The organism is Romboutsia sp. Marseille-P6047, from assembly GCF_900604535.1.
Classification (GTDB): Bacteria; Bacillota; Clostridia; order Peptostreptococcales; family Peptostreptococcaceae; genus Romboutsia_E.
In genome coordinates this window covers 37,651-57,683 of sequence record NZ_UWOT01000002.1, presented here as the reverse complement: position 1 = coordinate 57,683, position 20,033 = coordinate 37,651, and the positions used below count along the sequence as shown (strand labels likewise).

At 27.6% G+C, this 20,033-nt stretch carries 15 protein-coding genes and 1 pseudogene; 4 read left to right on the top strand and 12 right to left on the bottom strand.

Annotated features, from left to right (window positions below; translation table 11 throughout):
- Positions 1 to 22: 22 nt before the first annotated feature.
- On the top strand, positions 23 to 424 hold the full coding sequence (locus tag EIH23_RS02160; RefSeq protein WP_122638579.1) for a hypothetical protein: 402 nt from the start codon (positions 23 to 25) through the stop codon (positions 422 to 424).
- 40 nt (positions 425 to 464) lie between these two features.
- On the opposite strand, the gene EIH23_RS02155 is transcribed toward EIH23_RS02160, so the two are convergent.
- The 3 genes from EIH23_RS02155 to cspBA all read right to left on the bottom strand — a co-directional run bounded on the left by EIH23_RS02155 (position 465) and on the right by cspBA (position 5,784).
- Complete coding sequence (locus EIH23_RS02155) at positions 465 to 656, bottom strand: CDIF630_02480 family spore surface protein (RefSeq protein WP_122638578.1); 192 nt, start codon at positions 654 to 656, stop codon at positions 465 to 467.
- 119 nt (positions 657 to 775) lie between these two features.
- Entirely contained in the window at positions 776 to 2,455 is a 1,680-nt protein-coding gene (gene cspC, locus EIH23_RS02150; protein ID WP_122638577.1) for a bile acid germinant receptor pseudoprotease CspC, read from the bottom strand.
- An 11-nt stretch (positions 2,456 to 2,466) separates the two neighbouring features.
- Positions 2,467 to 5,784, bottom strand: a complete 3,318-nt coding sequence (gene cspBA, locus EIH23_RS02145; protein ID WP_243113301.1) for a bifunctional germination protease/germinant receptor pseudoprotease CspBA — start codon at positions 5,782 to 5,784, stop codon at positions 2,467 to 2,469.
- Between the two features lie 162 nt (positions 5,785 to 5,946).
- Between cspBA and EIH23_RS02140 the strand changes: the two genes are divergently transcribed.
- Positions 5,947 to 7,038: an AI-2E family transporter gene (locus tag EIH23_RS02140; RefSeq protein WP_122638575.1), complete on the top strand. Its 1,092-nt coding sequence runs from the start codon at positions 5,947 to 5,949 to the stop codon at positions 7,036 to 7,038.
- A 94-nt stretch (positions 7,039 to 7,132) separates the two neighbouring features.
- Here EIH23_RS02140 and EIH23_RS02135 read toward each other — a convergent pair whose 3' ends face one another.
- Positions 7,133 to 8,764, bottom strand: coding sequence for an amidohydrolase (locus tag EIH23_RS02135; protein WP_122638574.1), 1,632 nt, complete (start codon positions 8,762 to 8,764; stop codon positions 7,133 to 7,135).
- A gap of 166 nt (positions 8,765 to 8,930) precedes the next feature.
- Positions 8,931 to 10,436, bottom strand: coding sequence for a hypothetical protein (locus tag EIH23_RS02130; RefSeq protein ID WP_122638573.1), 1,506 nt, complete (start codon positions 10,434 to 10,436; stop codon positions 8,931 to 8,933).
- A gap of 252 nt (positions 10,437 to 10,688) precedes the next feature.
- Here EIH23_RS02130 and EIH23_RS02125 point away from each other — a divergent pair.
- Positions 10,689 to 12,011: pseudogene (locus tag EIH23_RS02125) on the top strand (conjugated bile salt MFS transporter); the annotation flags it as partial.
- A 150-nt stretch (positions 12,012 to 12,161) separates the two neighbouring features.
- Here the strand turns inward: EIH23_RS02125 and eam are convergent.
- From eam to EIH23_RS02110, 4 genes are all read right to left on the bottom strand, one after another.
- Positions 12,162 to 13,427, bottom strand: coding sequence for a glutamate 2,3-aminomutase (gene eam, locus EIH23_RS02120; RefSeq protein WP_122638571.1), 1,266 nt, complete (start codon positions 13,425 to 13,427; stop codon positions 12,162 to 12,164).
- Between the two features lie 141 nt (positions 13,428 to 13,568).
- Positions 13,569 to 13,775 carry a hypothetical protein gene (locus tag EIH23_RS02115; protein WP_122638570.1) on the bottom strand — a complete coding sequence of 69 codons (207 nt, stop codon included), beginning with the start codon at positions 13,773 to 13,775 and terminating at the stop codon, positions 13,569 to 13,571.
- A 137-nt stretch (positions 13,776 to 13,912) separates the two neighbouring features.
- The gene (locus tag EIH23_RS16475; RefSeq protein ID WP_243113300.1) at positions 13,913 to 14,347 is read right to left on the bottom strand and encodes a hypothetical protein; all 435 of its coding nucleotides are present in this window, start codon (positions 14,345 to 14,347) and stop codon (positions 13,913 to 13,915) included.
- A 2-nt stretch (positions 14,348 to 14,349) separates the two neighbouring features.
- A complete protein-coding gene (locus EIH23_RS02110; protein ID WP_243113299.1) occupies positions 14,350 to 15,456 on the bottom strand; it encodes an Ig-like domain-containing protein in 1,107 nt (368 codons plus the stop codon).
- Positions 15,457 to 15,682: 226 nt separating this feature from the next.
- Between EIH23_RS02110 and EIH23_RS02105 the strand changes: the two genes are divergently transcribed.
- Positions 15,683 to 17,239 (top strand): nitrite/sulfite reductase, encoded by a 1,557-nt coding sequence (locus EIH23_RS02105; RefSeq protein WP_122638569.1) that lies wholly within the window; start codon positions 15,683 to 15,685, stop codon positions 17,237 to 17,239.
- A gap of 254 nt (positions 17,240 to 17,493) precedes the next feature.
- On the opposite strand, the gene EIH23_RS02100 is transcribed toward EIH23_RS02105, so the two are convergent.
- The 3 genes from EIH23_RS02100 to EIH23_RS02090 form a co-directional block, all read right to left on the bottom strand.
- On the bottom strand, positions 17,494 to 17,838 hold the full coding sequence (locus EIH23_RS02100; RefSeq protein WP_122638568.1) for a cupin domain-containing protein: 345 nt from the start codon (positions 17,836 to 17,838) through the stop codon (positions 17,494 to 17,496).
- Between the two features lie 110 nt (positions 17,839 to 17,948).
- Positions 17,949 to 19,052: a peptidylprolyl isomerase gene (locus EIH23_RS02095; protein ID WP_122638567.1), complete on the bottom strand. Its 1,104-nt coding sequence runs from the start codon at positions 19,050 to 19,052 to the stop codon at positions 17,949 to 17,951.
- 95 nt (positions 19,053 to 19,147) lie between these two features.
- On the bottom strand, positions 19,148 to 20,002 hold the full coding sequence (locus EIH23_RS02090) for a hypothetical protein (RefSeq protein WP_122638566.1): 855 nt from the start codon (positions 20,000 to 20,002) through the stop codon (positions 19,148 to 19,150).
- Between the last annotated feature and the right edge of the window lie 31 nt (positions 20,003 to 20,033).

Genomic DNA, 20,033 nt, shown 5'->3' with positions numbered 1-20,033 from the left:
TACTAATTAAGAGGTGATATATTTGAAGTATTGTTTACTCTTTTTATTAGTATTATTTTTTATTGCTCCTAATGTAGACAATAATAAATCTATATCTCAAGTTTTCAGAGATGGATTTTATGATTATATAACTTGTTTAGATGAAGTTTCTAGTTATGCATATAAAAATATACCTTTAGTAGCAAAACTTTATGAAATTCCTTATAAAAATGCTTATAATAAAATAATGTCAGATAGAACATTTACTAAGCATCTCGTTGTTTCCGGAGAAACAATAGATGATATTATAAAAAAATATAATTATGATATTAGTAATGAAGACTTAAAATATTTTAGAAAAATTGTATATAAAGAAAATATAAATATTATATCAGATGACTACAATATAGAAGCAGGGCAATATATAGTTGTTCCTTCTCAATAAAAGGGTTATCTAATTAGATAGCCCTTTTATTTTAATTATATTAAGTTCTACTTCCATTATCTACCCAATCTTTAGCTTGTAATGTATTTTCTTCAGATGGTATATTAACATTAGTTTCTGAATATACATCATGGGCATCTGCAAATGGTGCATTTATAGCTCTATCAAGAGCTTGTTTTAAATCTAATCTACGATTATTTTCACCATTTAATGCTTTAGCTTTATCCTGCATCAAAGTCACCACCTCTTGTTGCCTTTTTAATTATTATTAACTTTTTTTTGTGATAAATTCACATTATTACAAATTACATATATTTTAATATATAGTAAAATATATTATCTTTTTTAAATTCATAGATTATTTGCTATAGCTTCTATTGTTGATCTTAAATTTAAAATTCCATATCCTTGAGAATCATTTGGATATGTGTATATAGGACTTTTAGTTGCTCCAAGCATTAAGTATGTTTTTAAAACTTGAGTAAATAAAGAGTTTCTTTGATATCCTCCTTCTAGTGATATATATTCCATAATTAATGCTAAAACTCCACATGTTAATGAACTACTTACACCAGTTCCTGTAGATTTTATATATTCTTGATTTATAAACGTAGATATAATATCTACTCCAGGAGCAACTATATCAGGTTTTATTGTAGTTCTAGCTCTTATAGGACCTTTTGATGATCCAATCCACATGCTATTAGTTTTGTCATTAAATGCCCCTACTGTTATTACACTATCAGTTGCTCCATATAAAGTTATAGTTGTAAATGAATTTGGGTCCAAAAACTTAGTATTGCTAGAAATTAAGTTACCATTTGGTAAATACAAATCAAATTCACCAGTTGTCACAAATTCTGGAAAGGTTCTTATTGTCCAAATACCTGGCTTTATATTATTTATTTTTATATACACTTCTCCATTACCAGATAAAAGCCATGGATATATTGCTTGTATTTCATAAGTTGTATTTTCTAAATTAAATTTTCCTCTATATACCTCATTGTCAGGAGAATAATCTACTCTATAACTTAATTCTCCTGATGGAGATATTAATTGAATTCCACTTCTTCCTGGTCCATTCGGACACATTGTTATGTCTAATGCTTTTTGATTTCCTACTTCTAAAATAACATCCGTAGAAGATAAATTTTTTAATATCCCTTCATAGTGTATATTTGTATTACCTTCATTTCCAGCACCACTAACTACAACAATACCTGTTCTGGTTAAAAACTCAAATGTATCTAGTAAGTTAGTTAAAATTACAGATCTTGATCTTTCTCCTACAGTTAAATTTATTATAGTCAGTTTATTTTCTTTTTCCGCTACATCTATTATATATTTAATAGCCGCTAAGAAATCATTATTTATATAGTTGATTCTACCCTCTAAAAATGTTCCTTCATATTCTCTTAATTTAACTACAACCAACTCACTTTTTGGAGCTACACCCTTGTATAAAGGATTTTTTCTTCCAGATCCAGAAGCTATTCCTGCTGCAATTGTTCCCGTTCCAATATTATCTACAGTTAGACTAGGATCATTTTCTAGTATTGCCCTATTTAAATCTTCTCTTGTAAATTCACTTCCAAAAATCATGCCTTGAGGAGGACTTTTTTCATCTTCATTTCCATTTTGGTCCCATATAGAAATAATCTTACTAGTGTTATCATCATTTATAAAATCCGGATGTAAATAATCAATTCCTGAATCTATTATAGCAATCATAACACCTTCACCTTTTACAGTTATATATGGATTATTTTCTATATATTCAACTTGAGATGCACTAGATACTGTTTCTCCATCAGAGATACCTTCCCCAATTTGTATCAAACTACTAATAGGCCTTCCCTCTTGCCACCATGCAATTTCTTCTATTCTATTCAGCCTTAATGAATTAAAATCATCATCTGTATATAAAACTGTAAGTTGATTATTTAAAACCATAAAATCATTTAAGCCATTTCTACTTAAAGCATTAGATATATCCCCTACATATACTATTGAGTATGATTTTCCCATAATCTCCCCCACTATCTAAGTATTTCAAAAACACCTCTTATATTTAAAATACCATATCCATAATTATTATTTGGATATATATTATCATTATTTCTAGTGGCACCTGCTCTAAATAAAGTCCTTATTTTTTGAACAAAGGCTTTATCAGGATAATTACCTTCTACTAATAAATATTGTAAAAGCATTGCTACACATCCTGAAGTATAACTTGCAGATGCTGCAGTTCCTGTTATGGTTGCATATCTACTTCCAGGATATGGTCCTATAATATTTACACCTGGAGCTATAATATCCGGTTTAAGCAAACCACTTATCGTAGGCCCTCTCGATGATTCTTGCCATAAACCACGATTTATACTATCATACGCACCCACTGCTATGACATCACTATATGTAGCTGGGTAATTTATAGTTTTTTCTGGACTAGGGTTTCTAAATTTAGTACCTGGATTTAATAATACCCTATTGGGTAAGTAAGCATTATACACTCCATTAGTTATATAATCACCGATTAGGCGAATTTTCCAAATCCCTGTTTTTACATTTAATAGGTTTATAATTATTTGTTGTTGACCTGAATAAGTTGTTGGATATATATATGTTATTCCATAAATAGTACCCTCTAAATCAAATTTTCCTACAGATGTGTAAAAGTCGCTTACTTGTGGTTGTTTGCTTGGTTCTCCTGTAGGACTAATAACAGATGCTTCTGCAGTATCTGGTTTATTTAACCATATTTCTATTGTCAAACTAGCTTCTTCACTTTCTATCTCAAGTTCTATATCTTGATTATCACCTGTAAATAATATCCTTCCACTTGTATGCGTTTCTGCATTTCCCTCATTTCCCACTGCGCTAACTACACAAGTGCCTCTATTAAAAAATATCTTATCACTTAAAGTTCTACTGCTTATTCCTGCTAATGAGTTTGTTCCATATATATTATTAATAACTATTGGCATATTTAATTGGTCTGCTTTTTCATAAGCATATTGAGTTGCTACCAAAGCCATTGCATTACTATAAATATCATCAAATTTTGCTAATTTTACTATTATTAATTCTGCATCTTCTGCAACTCCTGCATAATCACTATTTAAATTTCCAAGGCCAGCACAAATTCCAGATAATATAGTTCCATATCCTTCCTCATCTGTTGATAATGATGAATCTTGTTGTTCTATAGCTTCATTTATCTGTTCTCTAGTGTACTCAGTTCCTATAGTATATCCATCTGGAGGATTTCCTTCTTTTGTTTGATCCCATAAATATAATATTTTAGATGTTCCATCTGGATATATAAAATCTGGATGCAAATAGTCAATTCCACTTCCAAATACCCCTATCAAAACACCTCTTCCATTTAAGTTTATATCTGGATTATTTTTAAAAAAATTAACTCCAATTTCTTCATTCGCATTAACTCCATTTTCAGTTCCCATATTAATTCTTCCTAATATAGAAAGTTTAGTAAGTGGTAGTAATCTTGTTATAGAAGGAACAGATATTGATGATGCTATTGCATTTAAGTTACTTTCATTAAAAAAAACAATTGCAAAGTTATCACTTAACTTAAAAAAATCGGCTTCTGGAGCAACTCTCCTTAATTCTTCTTCAAACCCTGGTTCATATAAGACAATTATTCCATTAAAAAGATTACTTTGCCTAAAGTAATAGTTTTTTATTTTTTTCTTTTTCTTTATTTTTCTTCTACTTGTTTTTTTTCTATAAAAATAATCTAAATCTTCATTAAGATCTGCTAATTGATCTAATTCTAGTGTTGCTAAATTTAATAACCCATACCCTCTTAGACTATTTGGATAAGATATATATTCAACTCTTCTTGCTGATTTTAATAATAGTGCCTTAAGCTTTGCTGAATATAAAAATGGATCATTATTATTTACAACTCCCCATTGTAAAAGTAAAGAACATACTCCTGTAACATGTGGAGTAGCCATACTAGTTCCACTTAAAGCGCCTTGATTACCTCCAGGTAAGTAGGATAATATTTCTTCTCCTGGAGCCAATATATCTGGCTTAAATGCACATCTTTCGAAATCACCTTCACCAGAAAATATAGAAACAACATCTGTTTTAGAATTATAACTTCCTACAGTTATAACTCTACTTGCTGTTCCCGGAACAGTTACTGTAAGTTCAGTTGTTGGAGTCAGAAATCTAGTATCTTTACTTAACCCTTCTGATGTTGGAAGATATATATCTATATTCCCTTCTACTATCTTTACTGGTTCGAACACTATTTTCCATATTCCAGGTGTTATTTGACTACTTGTTGTTAGTTGAAATGTTACTCTTCTTTGTAATGAATATGGAGCAATAGGATAAAAATACCCTTTTATTCTTGTTGTTCCTATTGAATTTCTTACTTCACCTGATGTTAAAGAAATTGACTGAGTTTTTTGATTTGAAGGATTTACTAAGTACACATTAAAATCATCTGCAAAATTAGGCCATATATTTATATTTATGACTCTTTCATTTTCACCTATAGTAAATTCAACTTCCTCAATTTCATTTTCTAATTTTATATTTTTATGTCCACCTTTATTCCTATTATTTCCCGCTGCAACAACAATATTATTTTTCCAAAATAAGCACATATCATCTATATATTGATCAAATAATGATAATCCCCTATGAGATCCTTCATTACTTCCGTAGCTCATATTTATTGCCACTGGCATTTGTAATTCTAAAGCCCTATCTAATATAAACTTTATGGCTCTCATAAATTCCGTGCTTCTTGAATAATTATCTACAGTCCTACTTCCTACCTTAACTACTATTAAATTCGCTTCACTTGCAATTTGAGATGCTATACTTGCGACATGAGTTCCATGAAAGTTTGATAATGATATTGGTATGCTTTGACTTTCTATTGCATTGTTTATATCTTCATTTGTATATAATGTACCTTCCTTAAATCCATCTGGTGGATTTCCTGGGGTTTCTTGATCCCAATAATATAATATTCTTGATTTACCTTCACTATCTTTAAATACTGGCAATGTATAATCAATTCCAGAATCAATTATCCCTAGTAAAGTTCCTTTTCCAGTTAATCCACTTCTATTTTTAAAATTACTTATACCTGTACTTGAGAAACTCTGGGTATCTTGACTTTGAAGTATGAATGGTTTTTCTATATATTCTATCTGAGGATATGAAAGTAAATCCCTAATTTGATCTTCTGTTTCGGCCGTTATTATAGCATATATAGGTGTTAGTATTTCAACAGAAACGCCTAATTTACTTTCAAGAAATAATATATCTCCACTGTATTTAACTATTACTTCATAATCCATAACATTCACCTCCTAGAAAATAATTTTTATACCTATATATTTTCTTAAATATTTATTAAGTTTCATAAAATCTATAGGTATTGCTAATATTTTTATTGTATAATACTACTATTAATTATATTGAAGTTAATTTAATTTATATGACTAAAAGGATGTGTTGTTTTGAAAGAAAAAAAGATTTACTTAAATATTGTGCTTACTGTAGTTGTCTCATATATATTAATTAAATTTATAGATAACTATGATTATTTTTTTAGTATAGTAAGCTTATTATTATCATTACTTACTCCATTTGTAATAGCATTTATATTAGCTTACATACTTAATCCAGTTGTAAATTTTATTGAAAAAAAACTTAAGTTAAAGAGGATATTTTCGTTATTTATAACCTATGGATTTTTTCTTATTTTACTTGGCGGATTTATAATTTTTACAGTTCCATCTTTAATTGAAAGTATTTCTGATATAGTAAATCAATTACCAACTTATGCTAAGCAAACTCAAGATTTTTTATTTAAGTTTGGTGAAAGCTTAAAAACTATTGACCCTAATACCTTAAAAGATGTTATGAATAAAATTATGTCTGCTATGCCTCAATTTAGCAACTTATTTATAGGTTATATTGGTAATATATTCAATACTACATTTTCTATAGGTAAATTTATAATACAATTTTGTTTAGCATTTATTATATGTTTTTATATTCTTTTAGAAAAAGAAAGTTTCTTATCTTTTTCTAAAAAATCGGTGTACATAGTTTTTGGCAGAAAGTTTGGAAATTTAATATTAGATATTTGTAGTAATTTAAACTCTAATATCGGTAAATATTTCTCGGGAAAAATTTTAGATTCAGCTATAGTTGGGTTATTATCAGCAATAGGTCTTTATTTTATAGGATCTAAGTATTCCATTCTATTTGGTACTTTAGTAGGTTTCATGAACTTAATCCCGTACTTTGGTCCTGTTATAGGAATGACGCCAGTTGTAATAATCAACTTATTTTATGATCCTAAAATAGCCATGTTCTCTTTAATATATTTGATTTTAGTTCAGCAAATAGAAGTTGCTGTAATTGAACCTAAAATAGTTGGAGGTCAACTTGGACTTAGTCCATTTTTAACAATACTTGCAGTTACAGTAGGTGGAGGATTCTTTGGAATACCTGGAATGATTTTATCAGTGCCTATAATGGGTGTCTTAAAAATATATATTGTCAAGTTTGTTGAATCAAAAAATATTGATCTAAGTAATTAAATAAAAAATAAAAGTCTATTTCATATTGAATGAAATAGACTTTTATTTTTGACAATTTTATACTCAATTTATTACTTGATAGCATTATTATAGTTTATTTTTTAAAAATTGTATTTCCTTCTTTTATAGTTTCTAAAACTTGTACAGTTTCTAATTCTTCAACTGGTATGCTTAATAAATCTTTATCAACTATAACTATATCAGCTACTTTACCTGGTTCTAATGACCCTTTAGTGTCTTCTTCGAAATACTGATATGCTCCATTTATAGTAACAGCTTTTATAGCTTCCATTACTGATATTCTTTGATGCTCACCTAAAACTCTACCAGATTCAGTCTTTCTGTTTACAGCATTGTGTATACCTAATATCTGGTTAGGCATTTTTACTGGTGGATCTTGATGTATAGTAAACTTAATTCCTTTTTCTAATGCCCATCCCATTGGAGATATGTTTTGAGCTCTTTCTGGACCAAAAACTTCATCATGGTGTAAATCTCCCCAGAATCTTACATGGTCATTAAAGAATGTAGGTACAGCACCTAAAGCTTTTACTCTATCTAACTGATCATATCTTAAAGCTTGACAGTGAACCATAACCGGTCTTAATTCTGTTCCATGTCCTGTTATTTCAACAGCTCTTTCATAACATCTTAAGAATTGTTCACAAGCCTCATCACCATTTACATGAGTATGAACTTGAATGTTCATGTTTATACAATCAACAAAGTATTGAGTTACTACATCATCAGTTTGAGTTCCATATCCACAGTAATCTGCTGGTTGTCCTTCTGGTACAACATGATATGGATTACTTAACCAAGCTGTAAATCCTTGAGGTGAACCATCTAACCAAGTTTTAGCGCCTGCTAATTTATAATGATTGAAGTATTCTCTTTTTGGAGTACCTTCATCCTTCATTAAGTTTTTAGTTGATGGTTGAGTAGCAAGACCTACAACATCTATTATTAACATATTATTTTGAGCACATGCTCCTAATATATGGTTGTATCCGTTAGCTTCTTCAACAGATGCATCTTGAGTTGTTGTTACTCCTAATGATGCATATAATTTTTGAGCTTTAACCATAGCTTTTAATATTTCTTCAAATCCTGGTGCTTTTACAATTTTTTTCTTTTCACTATCTAATATAGCATTTTCTTCAAGTACTCCATTTGGCTCTTTAGAATCAGGAGATACAGTTCTTACAACTCCACCTTCTGGAACTTCATAATCTTCACCTACATAACCATATAATTCTAGTGCCTTAGAGTTTACAGCAGCTAAGTGTCCTGACGCATGAGAAACTGATATTGGAATTTCTGTGCTTATTTTATCTAAATCAAACTTAGTTGGATGTTCTCCACCTTCAAATTTAGTATTATCATATCCAAATCCTATTAACCAATTATCTCCAGCAGGAGGATCATTCTTTAATGACTCTTCTAATCTAGCTAATAATTCTTCTTTAGATGTAACATCTCCTAAAGTAACTATCATTAATGTTTGTGCAACAGGAACTATATGACCATGTGGATCTATAAATCCTGGAAGCATAGTCTTACCACAAAGATCCACTTTTTCAATTGATTCATCATATTTAGAAAGTATCTCTTCATTAGTTCCTAACTCTTTAATTAATCCGTCTTCAATTACTATTGCTTCTTTTACAGATTCATTCTTATCTACAGTTATTATATTTCCATTAAAATAAATTTTTCTAGTCATTACTTTATCTCCCTTACGATCGCATTTATGTTTCAAACATTTTTAAAACATGATTTAAGATTAATTCCTTTTAAAAAATAAGTCAACTGTATAAAAATCTTTTTAATATGCTCTTTTTCAATTAATTCAATATTACCTTGAATAATTCAAGTTAATTCTAGAGTATTTAATTTTTATAATTTTTATTAACAATTTTAGCATAGGCTATTGCTTTATTTATACGTTCTAGTATTTCTTCTTTATCACTAATTATTGAAGATTCATCACTATTCCAAATAGTATCAAAGAATTTATCACATATACCCTTAAACTCAGTATCGTTTATTATTTCATAATCACCTACTCCATTATCTATATCTTTAGGTAATATATTTATACTTCTTGATAGATATATAGTTGGGTTTTTATTTTCCTTAAATGTATCTATTAAACTACTCTCTATAAGCTTAACTTCAACTTTTGATGATTCTAATATTATTTTTTCAATATATTTTAAATGTTTTTCTCTTTGCTCAAATGTTAATTTCACTCTATTATTAAAGAAATTTAACTCTCCAGAAGATATATATCTTTTTAGCTCAGATTCACAAATTAAAACTTTTAGCTTTGATTTGTAAGTTACATTTTGTAAAAATATATTTATATTGTTTACTTCCTCTAAAACAGATTTATCATTCTTAAATGTAGAACTACATACTTCTTCAAATATATCTAGTGGCATGAATATTTCATTCATAGATCCTATTAATAATCTTAAATCTTGCCCCATAATATATTGAGTATATACTTTCTCTTTTATTAAATTTGTTGAAGATATACTATTTACCAATGGTTTACCTTTATTTTTTAATATCTCCTCTAAATTATAGTACATATCATCTACAATTCTTTTTTCTCTTGACATAGTTGTAAATAAACACTGATCTCCTCCAGAGTAAACCGCACTATGGAATATTCTATTTTTTATAACTGAAATTATAGAATCAGAGTTAATATTACAATTATATATTTCAAACTTCATTTTAGGATAAAGTGTAATAAGATTTATCAATAATATGGTATTAAATATTATATCTTTGTCATCACCACTAAAACCTGTTAAAAATCTAATCTTTAACGTACTATGATCTTCCGTTTTAGATAAATCATATTTCATACGTGCAATTGACATCTTATCACTAATATTTAACTTATATAGATTAGCATAGATTATTAAATCTAGTTTATTAACTTTAGTAATATATGCTTCTAAATCTTTAGATAGATATTTTTTTCTCAATCTAGGATTAATATGAATCATTCCATTGTAATGATCTTCACAATGTGTATTTTTATATACATTTGGCAAACTCTTTTGAGACGTTTGCATATACGCTTCTTTTAAATATTCTTCAATATATTGTTTTAATATATTTGTATTGTCTATATCAGCACCCATTTCAAAGTAATCAAGAATATCTTGCATTGAAGTAGCTGTAAGGGAATTAACTATGAATTCTGATGTTGACTTACATATACTTGATATACCTTTTTGAGTTGGTAAATTCTTACCATTAATCCATTTACTTATATATGAGTCATCATATCCTAATGCATTTGCTAACGCGCTTTTCTTTTGATTTGATAAATACAGTAATTTTTCCAGTAATTCTCCAAATGTAATACTTCTCACTTACTTTCCTCCGCTTATTTTAAATTTGTTAGTACTACTTATTATTCAATTAACTTTGTTCCATTATTCTAAGTATAAATTATTTTATACATTTTTTTATTGAATTTTTTTGTATTTTTATTCAACTTGATTCAAGTTTACTCTCTGTTGTAATGTTCTTTTCAAGTTTTTCTATGATAGTATTTTATTGTTCGGTAAACAAATTCTGACTGATTGTGACATTTATCGAGACTAAAATTAAATAAAAAAAGGAGAAAAAGCAAAATGACTACTTTAAGTAACAATAAAAAGTCTAAGTTTGCTACAGGCTGGCTTATAGTTGTAGCTTGCATGCTTATACAAGCTATACCTTTTGGAGTTGCATCTAATATACAACCTCAATTCGTAAGTTATGTCGTAGAAGAAAATGGTTTTACACTTGCTGGTTTTTCACTAATATTTACATTAGGTACAATTGTATCAGCAATAGCATCTCCATTCATAGGAGCTATGTATAACAAAATAAACCTTAAAACTATGTACTTATTAGGAACAATTCTTTCTGGTGGAGGTTTCTTAGCCTTTTCTATGTGTAAAGAATTATGGCAATTCTACATAGTTGCAGGTATTGTTCAAGTTGGTACTGCTGCAATATCTTCAATAGGAGTTCCACTTTTAATAAATGGTTGGTTTGATGAATTATCTAAAGGAAAAGCTCTAGGACTTGCTTTTGCTGGAGGATCTATAGGTAATATATTCTTACAACAAATAACAGCTTTCTCATTAGCTAATAATGGTGCATCTAAATCTTACTTACTTTTCGGTTTACTTTCATTAGCTGTAGGTATACCAATAACGCTATTATTCTTAAGAATGCCCAAAGATAGCTCTGAGATTGTTAAAGGTAAATCGAACAGTAATGTTGAAGATAAATCTTCTGATAGCGAAGAAATCGATTGGGGATATTCTTTAAATGAAGTTAAAAATATAAAATTCTTCTGGATATTTGCATTAGGATTATTCTTCTTAGGAATGTATGTTTCTGCTTTAGCAGTTCAATATCCAGCTTACTTAAAACTTCACTTAAAAATAGACCCTATGATAGTTGGTATGGTTGGTTCTATATTCGCTTTATGTTCTTTAGGTGGAAACCTATTTGGTGGAATAATATTTGATAAGTTAGGTGTAACTAAAGGTCTAATAGTTGCTGCTATATTAGCTGCTACTTCTTGTTTAGCATTAATGTTCGCTGGACAAATGCCAATACTTGCTCAAGTATTCGCTGCGTTAAAAGGTCTTTCTGTATTCGCTTATATGATGGGACCATCTTTACTTGCAGGTTCATTCTTTGGTAAAAAAGAATTCGGTGCAATATTAGGAGTAGTTCAAATATTCTTTGCTGTTGGATTTGCTGCTGGTTCATCTGTATTCGCATTATTAGTTGATAAAGCAGGATACAGCGTTGCATGGACAACTATATTAGTGTTTATAGGAGTATGTTATACATCTCTTGTAACTGCATCTATAGGTATGAATAAATTAAATAAGCAAAGAATAGAAAAATTCAAAAATAATAGTATAAAAGAAGCTATATAGTAAGAATTAATATTAATTATTTAGCACGGTTATATTATTTTAGCTGATAAATAACTTAAATGTTATTTATAATAAATTTTACTAATTAAAACTAATAAAAAAAAAGGCTTAAAATTGTTAAAATTTTAAGCCTTTTTTCTATAATTTTATTTAAGCTAAAGTATTTTTTATTAAAGATTTTATATCCTTCGCTGGAGTATCTTCAACTTTTATAACTTCGCCTTCCCAAGTTCTTATCTTAATATAATCTGTTCCTTTTGATATTAAATATTGAGGAAGTAAAGGAGTTTTACCTTTACCCTTTGGAGCATTTATTATGTATGTTGGTATAGCCATACCAGACGTATATCCTCTTAAATACTCCATTATTTCCATTCCATCATCCACTGATGTATTAAAGTGTCTAGTTCCTTTTACATGCTTACTATGGAATATATAATATGGTCTTACCCTTATTTTTAATAATTCATGATTTAAATATCTCATTATAAATTTATCATTATTTACACCATTTAATAAAACAGCTTGATTTCCTAATGGAACACCGATATTAGCTAATTTTTCACACGCTTTTTTAGTTTCTTTTGTAATTTCCATAGGATGATTAAAATGTGTATTTATATATATTGGATGATATTTTTTTATCATATCACAAAATTCGTCAGTAATTCTTTGAGGCATAGTAACTAGTGTTCTTGTTCCTAACCTTATATAGTCAACATGTTTTATTTTTCTTAGTTCACTTATTATCCATTCTAACATACTATCATTTAATGTTAATGGATCACCTCCTGTGATAAGTACATCTCTTATCTCAGTATTTTCTCTTACATAATCTATAGATTGTTGTAAAACTTCTTTTGATTGTTGACAATCTTTTTGTCCTATATTACGTCTTCTTTGACAATGTCTACAGTACATAGCACATTCATTTGTAACATTTATTATTAATCTATCTGGATATCTTCTAGTTATGCTTCCTGCAGGATTTGTAAATTCTTCTCCCATTGGATCTAAATCACTTTGTTCATCTTCTAATTCTATAAACGATGGTATAGACATTAATTTTATTGGATCAACAATATCCTCAGGATTAATTAAACTTAAATAATATGGAGATATGGCCCATCTAAATTGACCTTCAACTTCTTTGATTTGATTTATTTCTTTTTGTGTTAATTTTAATATTTTAGACAATGTATCTACATCTGTTATTCTATTTGATAACTGCCATTTGTAATCATTCCAATTTTCTTCTGTTCCGCCTAGAACACTTAATATATGTTTTTTTCTTTTATCTATTTCTTCTTCTAATTCCAATCCATTTGGAATTTGTTTTCTTATTTCAATATAATCTTCTATTCTTGATTTTAATTCTGAAGCTCTTTCTAGAGAAATTCTTGTACTTTCGTTCATAAAATGTTCATCAAGGATCTATAGTTTCCTTGACTTCCCCCCTTCTTTTGTTGTTTTTATATTTATCCCTAATTTAATTCTATCATAAAGAAAACATTTTTCCAACAAATCTAAACATTTTAGATTTTAATATGCTACTCTTTATGTATTTTCATCAATTTTTTTACTCAATCTTCCCATCATATTTTTTGCAAAATTTGAAATATCATCTGGTACACATTTTGATTCAGCTAATAAAAGATATATTTCTATAGCTCTTTTGTAATCTTTTTTTCCAGCATAAGCTTTATATGCTTCCTTTGACAAATCTTTTGATGCTATACTAATTCTTTCATATCTTCTTTTCACTGTTCATCTCTCCAATACAAGTATTATATTTACTTATAAATTCTATTTTTATTTACACCAATTTATTACATAAATTAGTGTAAATATGCATAATAAAAAGGATAAACTTCAAGCTTATCCTTTTTATTATTTTAAAATTATTTAAAAACTTTTATATCACTTCTAGCTATTTCATTTCCATTGCTTATTGCACATACATATATTTCTATATCTATATTCTCACTTATATTAACTGTGTAGTTAGTATCAATTAAATTAGATGCTAATAGTTTAAATTCATCATTTCCCTCAGCCATGTCTTTTATATAAATATTATATTCACAGTTATCTATTGAGTTCCATTCTAAATTTATTATATTATCATCTTTATCTATATTTGCGATTAAGTTAATAACATCTTCCTCAATTTCTTCAATAGAGTGTTTTATATTAGTTATATTACTTATATTTGTATTTCCTTTATCAGTAACACCTACAACATAAATATCTAAATCGATATCTTTTAAGTCACTTATATCTACTTCTATAGTAGTTTTTATTTTACTTTCATTATCTAGGTCAATCTTATCCATTATTATAGATTTAACAAGCTATACTCTTCACCTAATGAGTTGTTTTTTAAGTATATATCATAATTAAATATTTCAGATATACTACTCCATGTCAATGTAATTATCATCTTATTATCTTCTATATCATATGATGATATTAGATCTTGTATAGATTGATTAATTAATGGTTCTTTTACAACTTTTACAGTTATTATTTTACTTTTTTTATTCCATCCAACACCACATGATATCAATACTTTTTCTTCGCCTTCTCTAAGTCCTACAATAGTTCCATTTGGATCCAATCTTATTGACCTTTCTATTGGAAGTTTAGATTCTACTAATTGATACTCTATATCAGGATTTTTTAATCCTCTTGGATTAGTAATTATTTTAGGTTGTATTTTTTTTATAGATCCAACACCTAATTCTATAGAATCATCAATTTCCATTTTTTCTACTTTTGCATTTATTTTATATCTAATTGAATCTACCTTATCCCCTGATTTAGCATAAATAGTAGCACTACCTACGCCTACAGCCTTCACTTCATTATCTTCAATTTTTAATATATCTTCATTTGAGCTTTCATAAGTAACTTCATATGAATCTTTAAATCTTTTATAATCTACTTCCACACTGCTATTTATTTTTGCACTATCTCCTACAAAAACCAAGCTTCCATCTACCTGTAGATTTAAATTTTCAACCTGAGGATCTACTACTAACACAGTAGCTTTTTTTAATACTCGTGAATCCTTAACAATAGCAATTGATGAATAGCCTTTTTTTATCCCTATTAATGTAGCAGTATTCTCTTCTTTATCACTATTTTCAATAATTTTAAGTGATTTATTATTATCTAATATTTTAAAACTTATATCTGGGTCTTTTGCGTAATTAGGTATTTTTATATAGTCTCCACTAGATAAGGTTACTTCCTCTCCTAATCTTATAACATATTTATCTATATCTTGAATATAATCTCCATTAATTATTTTTATTTCAACGCCCTTTATCATAGGTTTTAAAATTCCAAATTTAAAAAGATAATATTGAGCTATAAGTAATACAGGAATCATAATTATAATAGCTAATTTTCTATGTTTGTCATCTTTAATAATCCTCATACACTCACATCCTTCAGATTATTCCTATATTTATAATTTTCTTGTCTTAATTATAAACCATAAAGTAAAAACTTAAAACAAAATACTACTAGTTTATTTCTTTTATTTAATTATATCACGTCTTTTATATATAATATATTTTTAACTTTAAAATAAGTATATATAATATTTATACCTTTAACGTAAATAATATATTTTGAAACAAATATATAGTTGAGGTGTAAAAATGGATAATTTAAAAGAAAAATTATTAAAAGAAATTCCTAATTTTAAAGAATTTTCTTTAAAGTTTTTTAATGGTGAAATACCTAAAATGGAATATAAAAGATTTTCAGGCGGATATGGAGTTTATGCACAAAGAGATCAAAAGTCTTTCATGATTAGACTTAGAGTTTCTTCTGGTGTGTTATCTCGTTCTCAACTACATACTATCTACCAAATGGCAAATAAGCATAACTTAAGCCATATACATTTGACAACTAGACAAGCTATACAATTACACGGATTAGATATTGATGCTATTTGCAACATTATGGAAGAAGGAATAAATAATAATATATTTACTAGAGGTGGTGGAGGTAATTTCCCTAGAAATGTTGGTTTATCTCCTTTGTCTGGAGTTGATAAGAATGAAGCTTTTGATGTAGCGCCTTACTCTATAGCTACAGATAATCATTTTATAAATAAAATTACAACTTATCATTTACCTAGAAAATTAAAAGTTTCATACTCTAATTGCGAAAGTGATACTGCTCACTGTACAGTACAAGACTTAGGATTTATAGCTACAATAAAAGATAATCAACCATATTTTAAAGTATTTGTTGGTGGTGGGTTAGGACAAAATCCATCGGTTTCTCTACAATTAGATGAATTAATTAAACCATCAGATGCACTTTATTATGTTGAAGGTCTTACTAAAATGTTTATGGATCATGGAGACTATAAAAATCATAGTAGAGCAAGAGTAAGATATATGGTTAGCAATCTAGGAGAAGATGAATTTTTAAAAATTTTCAAAGAATATGTTGCTAAAGAAAAAGAAAAAGGTGGCCTCGATCTTAATCCTGAACCAATAAAATATGATGAAGGTGGCACTGAATTAGATATTTTCAACACTAGATTAATAAAACAAAAACAACAAGGAAGATATGCTGTTTATATCCACCCTATTGGAGGTCTTTTATCTCTTAGAGATTTGAAATCTTTGTTATATGAATTGGATAAATGTAAAAACCCTATGATTAGATTAGCAATGACAGAAGGCTTATATATTATAAATCTTGATGGAAATGAAGCAAAAAAAATCCTTGAGATAACTACTAATATAAGTGGGAATACTAGCATAGAAAAAAGTGTAGCTTGTATAGGCGTTCCAATTTGTCAAATTGGAATTCAAAATAGCCAACAAATGTTACAAGATATAATATCATTTTTTAAAGATAATGGAAATGACGATATACTAAATGCTATTCCTAGAATATATATATCAGGTTGTATGAATTCATGCGGTGTGCACCAAATAGGAGCCATTGGATTAACTGGTAAAAAGAAAAAATCCGATGGACAATTAGTAGATGCTTTTGGAGTGTTTGTTGATGGCGATTTCAAATTAGGTAAAACTAGACTGGGTAGATTTATAGGTGATTTCAAAGCTACAGATTTGCCAAAATTATTATTTGAAATAGGAACCGCTGTTAATAACAAGAAAAAAGATTTTTATACTTGGATAGATGAGGATAATGATGAACTAGAATCTATAATAACTAAATTTAAAATATAATAAATAAAGTAGATTTTGGTTAAAATAATATTACTAGAATTGCCTAAGGTTATAAGCAGTACTATATTTTACTATATCATGATAACCATATAAATATGACATCACCCACCATAGTTTTTTTATATTATATAAATTTATCATTGTTTATATTGATATAAATATAATAAGTGTTCTAGCCTCTATCTAACTAATTAGTCTTAACTTCCCTTAGGCAAATCTATTTAAATAATGCTCTGGAATACCAGAGCATTTATTTATTCATATAAAACTAATGCTATTAACTCTAAATCCTCGTTTCCTATGTTTTCTATATAATGTTCATTTCCATCTGCAGTATATATTACATCACCTTCATTAACTTGAATAAGATCACCATTATCTAAGACTTGCCCTGTTCCTCTTAAAATATAATATACTTCAAAATCTTCAGTATGATCATGCATCCCTATAGAATTACCTTTTGGTATTGTAATTTTAGCAAAAAGTTTTCCTTTTCCCTTAAATTCATCTCCCTTAATTATATGCTCCCTTTTTACATTACCTTTTCCATTTCTTAAGTTTCCATCCTCAATGAATAAATCGCTCTTTTTTTTAATCACAATCTCATCTCCCTTTATACATTTTATAATATCATAAACTTATACATTTTTTATAATCGTATAATAAAAATAAGGTAACTAATATATTAAGTCACCTTATTTTTTTAAAATTATTCTTTTATTTCTACCTCATATTTTTCTAGTACATCGTCTATTAATGTATTTTGTTTATTATAAGATAATTCACTTATTAAAGACTCTTTTTCATCATCAAATGAAGAATATTGTTCATCAGTCTTTATAATTATATGATATCCATAATCAGTTTCTACAACCTCATCATAAATTTGACCATTTCCTAAAGAAAATGCTGCTTTTTCAAACTCTTCTACCATATCACCAGATTTAAAAAATCCTAAGTCTCCACCATCTGTTGCACTACTGTCTTCTGAGTATTCCTTAGCTAAAGAAGCAAAATCTTCTCCATCTTTTGCCTTTTTTAATATTTCTTCAGCTTTTAATTTGGCCTTTTCTTTTTCTTCATCACTTAATTCATTTCCATCATCATCAGTTGTTTTTATTAATATATGTGATGCTTTAACCTCTAAAAATTCATCTTTATTTTTATCATAATAATTTTGAGCTTCTTCTTCAGTTACCTCTGTTGATTCTTCTAAGTATTTTATAGCAATTAATTCTTTTTTTAATTCTTCTTTAAGAGACTTCTCAGTCATATTAAATTCTTTTAAATACTCATCTTCTGTCATTCCAAACTGATACTCTATTGAACTCATTGTACTTTCATATTCAGAATCTACCTCATCATCTGTAATACTAACATCATTTGCTATTGCCTCTTTATACATAGCTTCTACAGTAGTCATATAATCTAACATACTATATTCATATGATTCTATCTCTTCATCACTTAACTTGGTATTTCCTTGTAAATAGAAGTATGGATCCATCATTGATTGTAGCTGTTTACCTGTAATAGAGGTATCTCCAACTGTAGCATATACCTTACCTTTACTGTACGTCTTTGAAGTGGCTGGTAAACCTCTACCTACACTTTTACCATATGTAAATCCTATTACTAAGCAAATAACACCTACTAGAGTAAATGATATTACTTTTTTAACTATATCTTTTTTTATATTTACTTTTTTTAATCTTTTCTTTTTCTTATTAGTTTTGTCTATATAATTTATAGAGTCAGTAGATTCAACTACTAAATCTTCTTTATTTTCTCTTACACCCTTATCTTCTGACATAAGTTCCTCCTAAAAATTTATTCTATATTTATATTACATTATTTATTATCAGAAAGTGTGAATACTAAATGAAAGTAAGATGAATTTATTATGAATTATATATTCCTTAAACTATATCTTATTTCATATCTACCAACTTTGTTATATCCATGTTTTAATTTATAAGTAATTTCATTTTTATCTTTATTTAAGTAATCACAACAACTTACTAAAGACTTAAATACTTCAATTACTTCTCCTTTTTGATTCACTAACTCAATTTTTTTATTTCCACCTCTTTTAATTATAGTCCCATACTTTGTAAAGTAATCATCGTATTCTTTATCTATACACTCAAATTTATAATGCATCTTCAACGGTTCAATTTTATCACTTGATAGAATTTCTTCTCTTTTTTCTTCAGAAATTTTATTTGAAAATATTTTATCATTTAAATAATTAAATAATTCAATTGGAGTTTTATTGCTATTTAAATACTCGCTTTCATCTTCCATTGATTCTCCAAGAGATTCTTTTAGATAATTAATTGCACTTCCCATATAATCTGTATGTCCATATTTTAAATTTTCCTTTATGTATGACAGTGGTACTTTTAATTTTCTGCTACACTCCTTGTATGTATTAAACTCTAATACTTCTTCACTATATAAATCTATAGCCCTTATTCCTCGACCTCTATTTATTTTAATATTTTTTATATATTCCTCATTTTCTTGTAAGAATTTCTTTACATTATCCATTTCTTCTTTCGATATAATTTCTTCTGCGTCTTTTTTACTATCTTCATTAATTTTTACTTTAAGTAATTTGTCTGTTTCTAATTTTTCTTCATTAATTTCAGCTATAGAAACTTCATTTTCTGCATTAACAACTTCTATATTATTGCTAACCTCTTTTAAATTTTCTGTTTGTTTTTTCTTATTAATTAAACTAAAAAGCTTTTTAAACAATTATGATTCCTCCTAAGCAGTACTATTTATC

Coding starts and splice junctions, on each gene's coding strand:
- EIH23_RS02155 (WP_122638578.1), bottom strand. CDS start 656: ATGCAGGATAAAGCTAAAGCATTAAATGGTGAAAATAATCGTAGATTA.
- EIH23_RS02135 (WP_122638574.1), bottom strand. CDS start 8,764: ATGACTAGAAAAATTTATTTTAATGGAAATATAATAACTGTAGATAAG.
- EIH23_RS02105 (WP_122638569.1), top strand. CDS start 15,683: ATGGATAATTTAAAAGAAAAATTATTAAAAGAAATTCCTAATTTTAAA.
- EIH23_RS02110 (WP_243113299.1), bottom strand. CDS start 15,456: ATGAGGATTATTAAAGATGACAAACATAGAAAATTAGCTATTATAATT.
- cspBA (WP_243113301.1), bottom strand. CDS start 5,784: ATGGATTATGAAGTAATAGTTAAATACAGTGGAGATATATTATTTCTT.
- EIH23_RS02095 (WP_122638567.1), bottom strand. CDS start 19,052: ATGTCAGAAGATAAGGGTGTAAGAGAAAATAAAGAAGATTTAGTAGTT.
- EIH23_RS16475 (WP_243113300.1), bottom strand. CDS start 14,347: ATGGATAAGATTGACCTAGATAATGAAAGTAAAATAAAAACTACTATA.
- cspC (WP_122638577.1), bottom strand. CDS start 2,455: ATGGGAAAATCATACTCAATAGTATATGTAGGGGATATATCTAATGCT.
- eam (WP_122638571.1), bottom strand. CDS start 13,427: ATGAACGAAAGTACAAGAATTTCTCTAGAAAGAGCTTCAGAATTAAAA.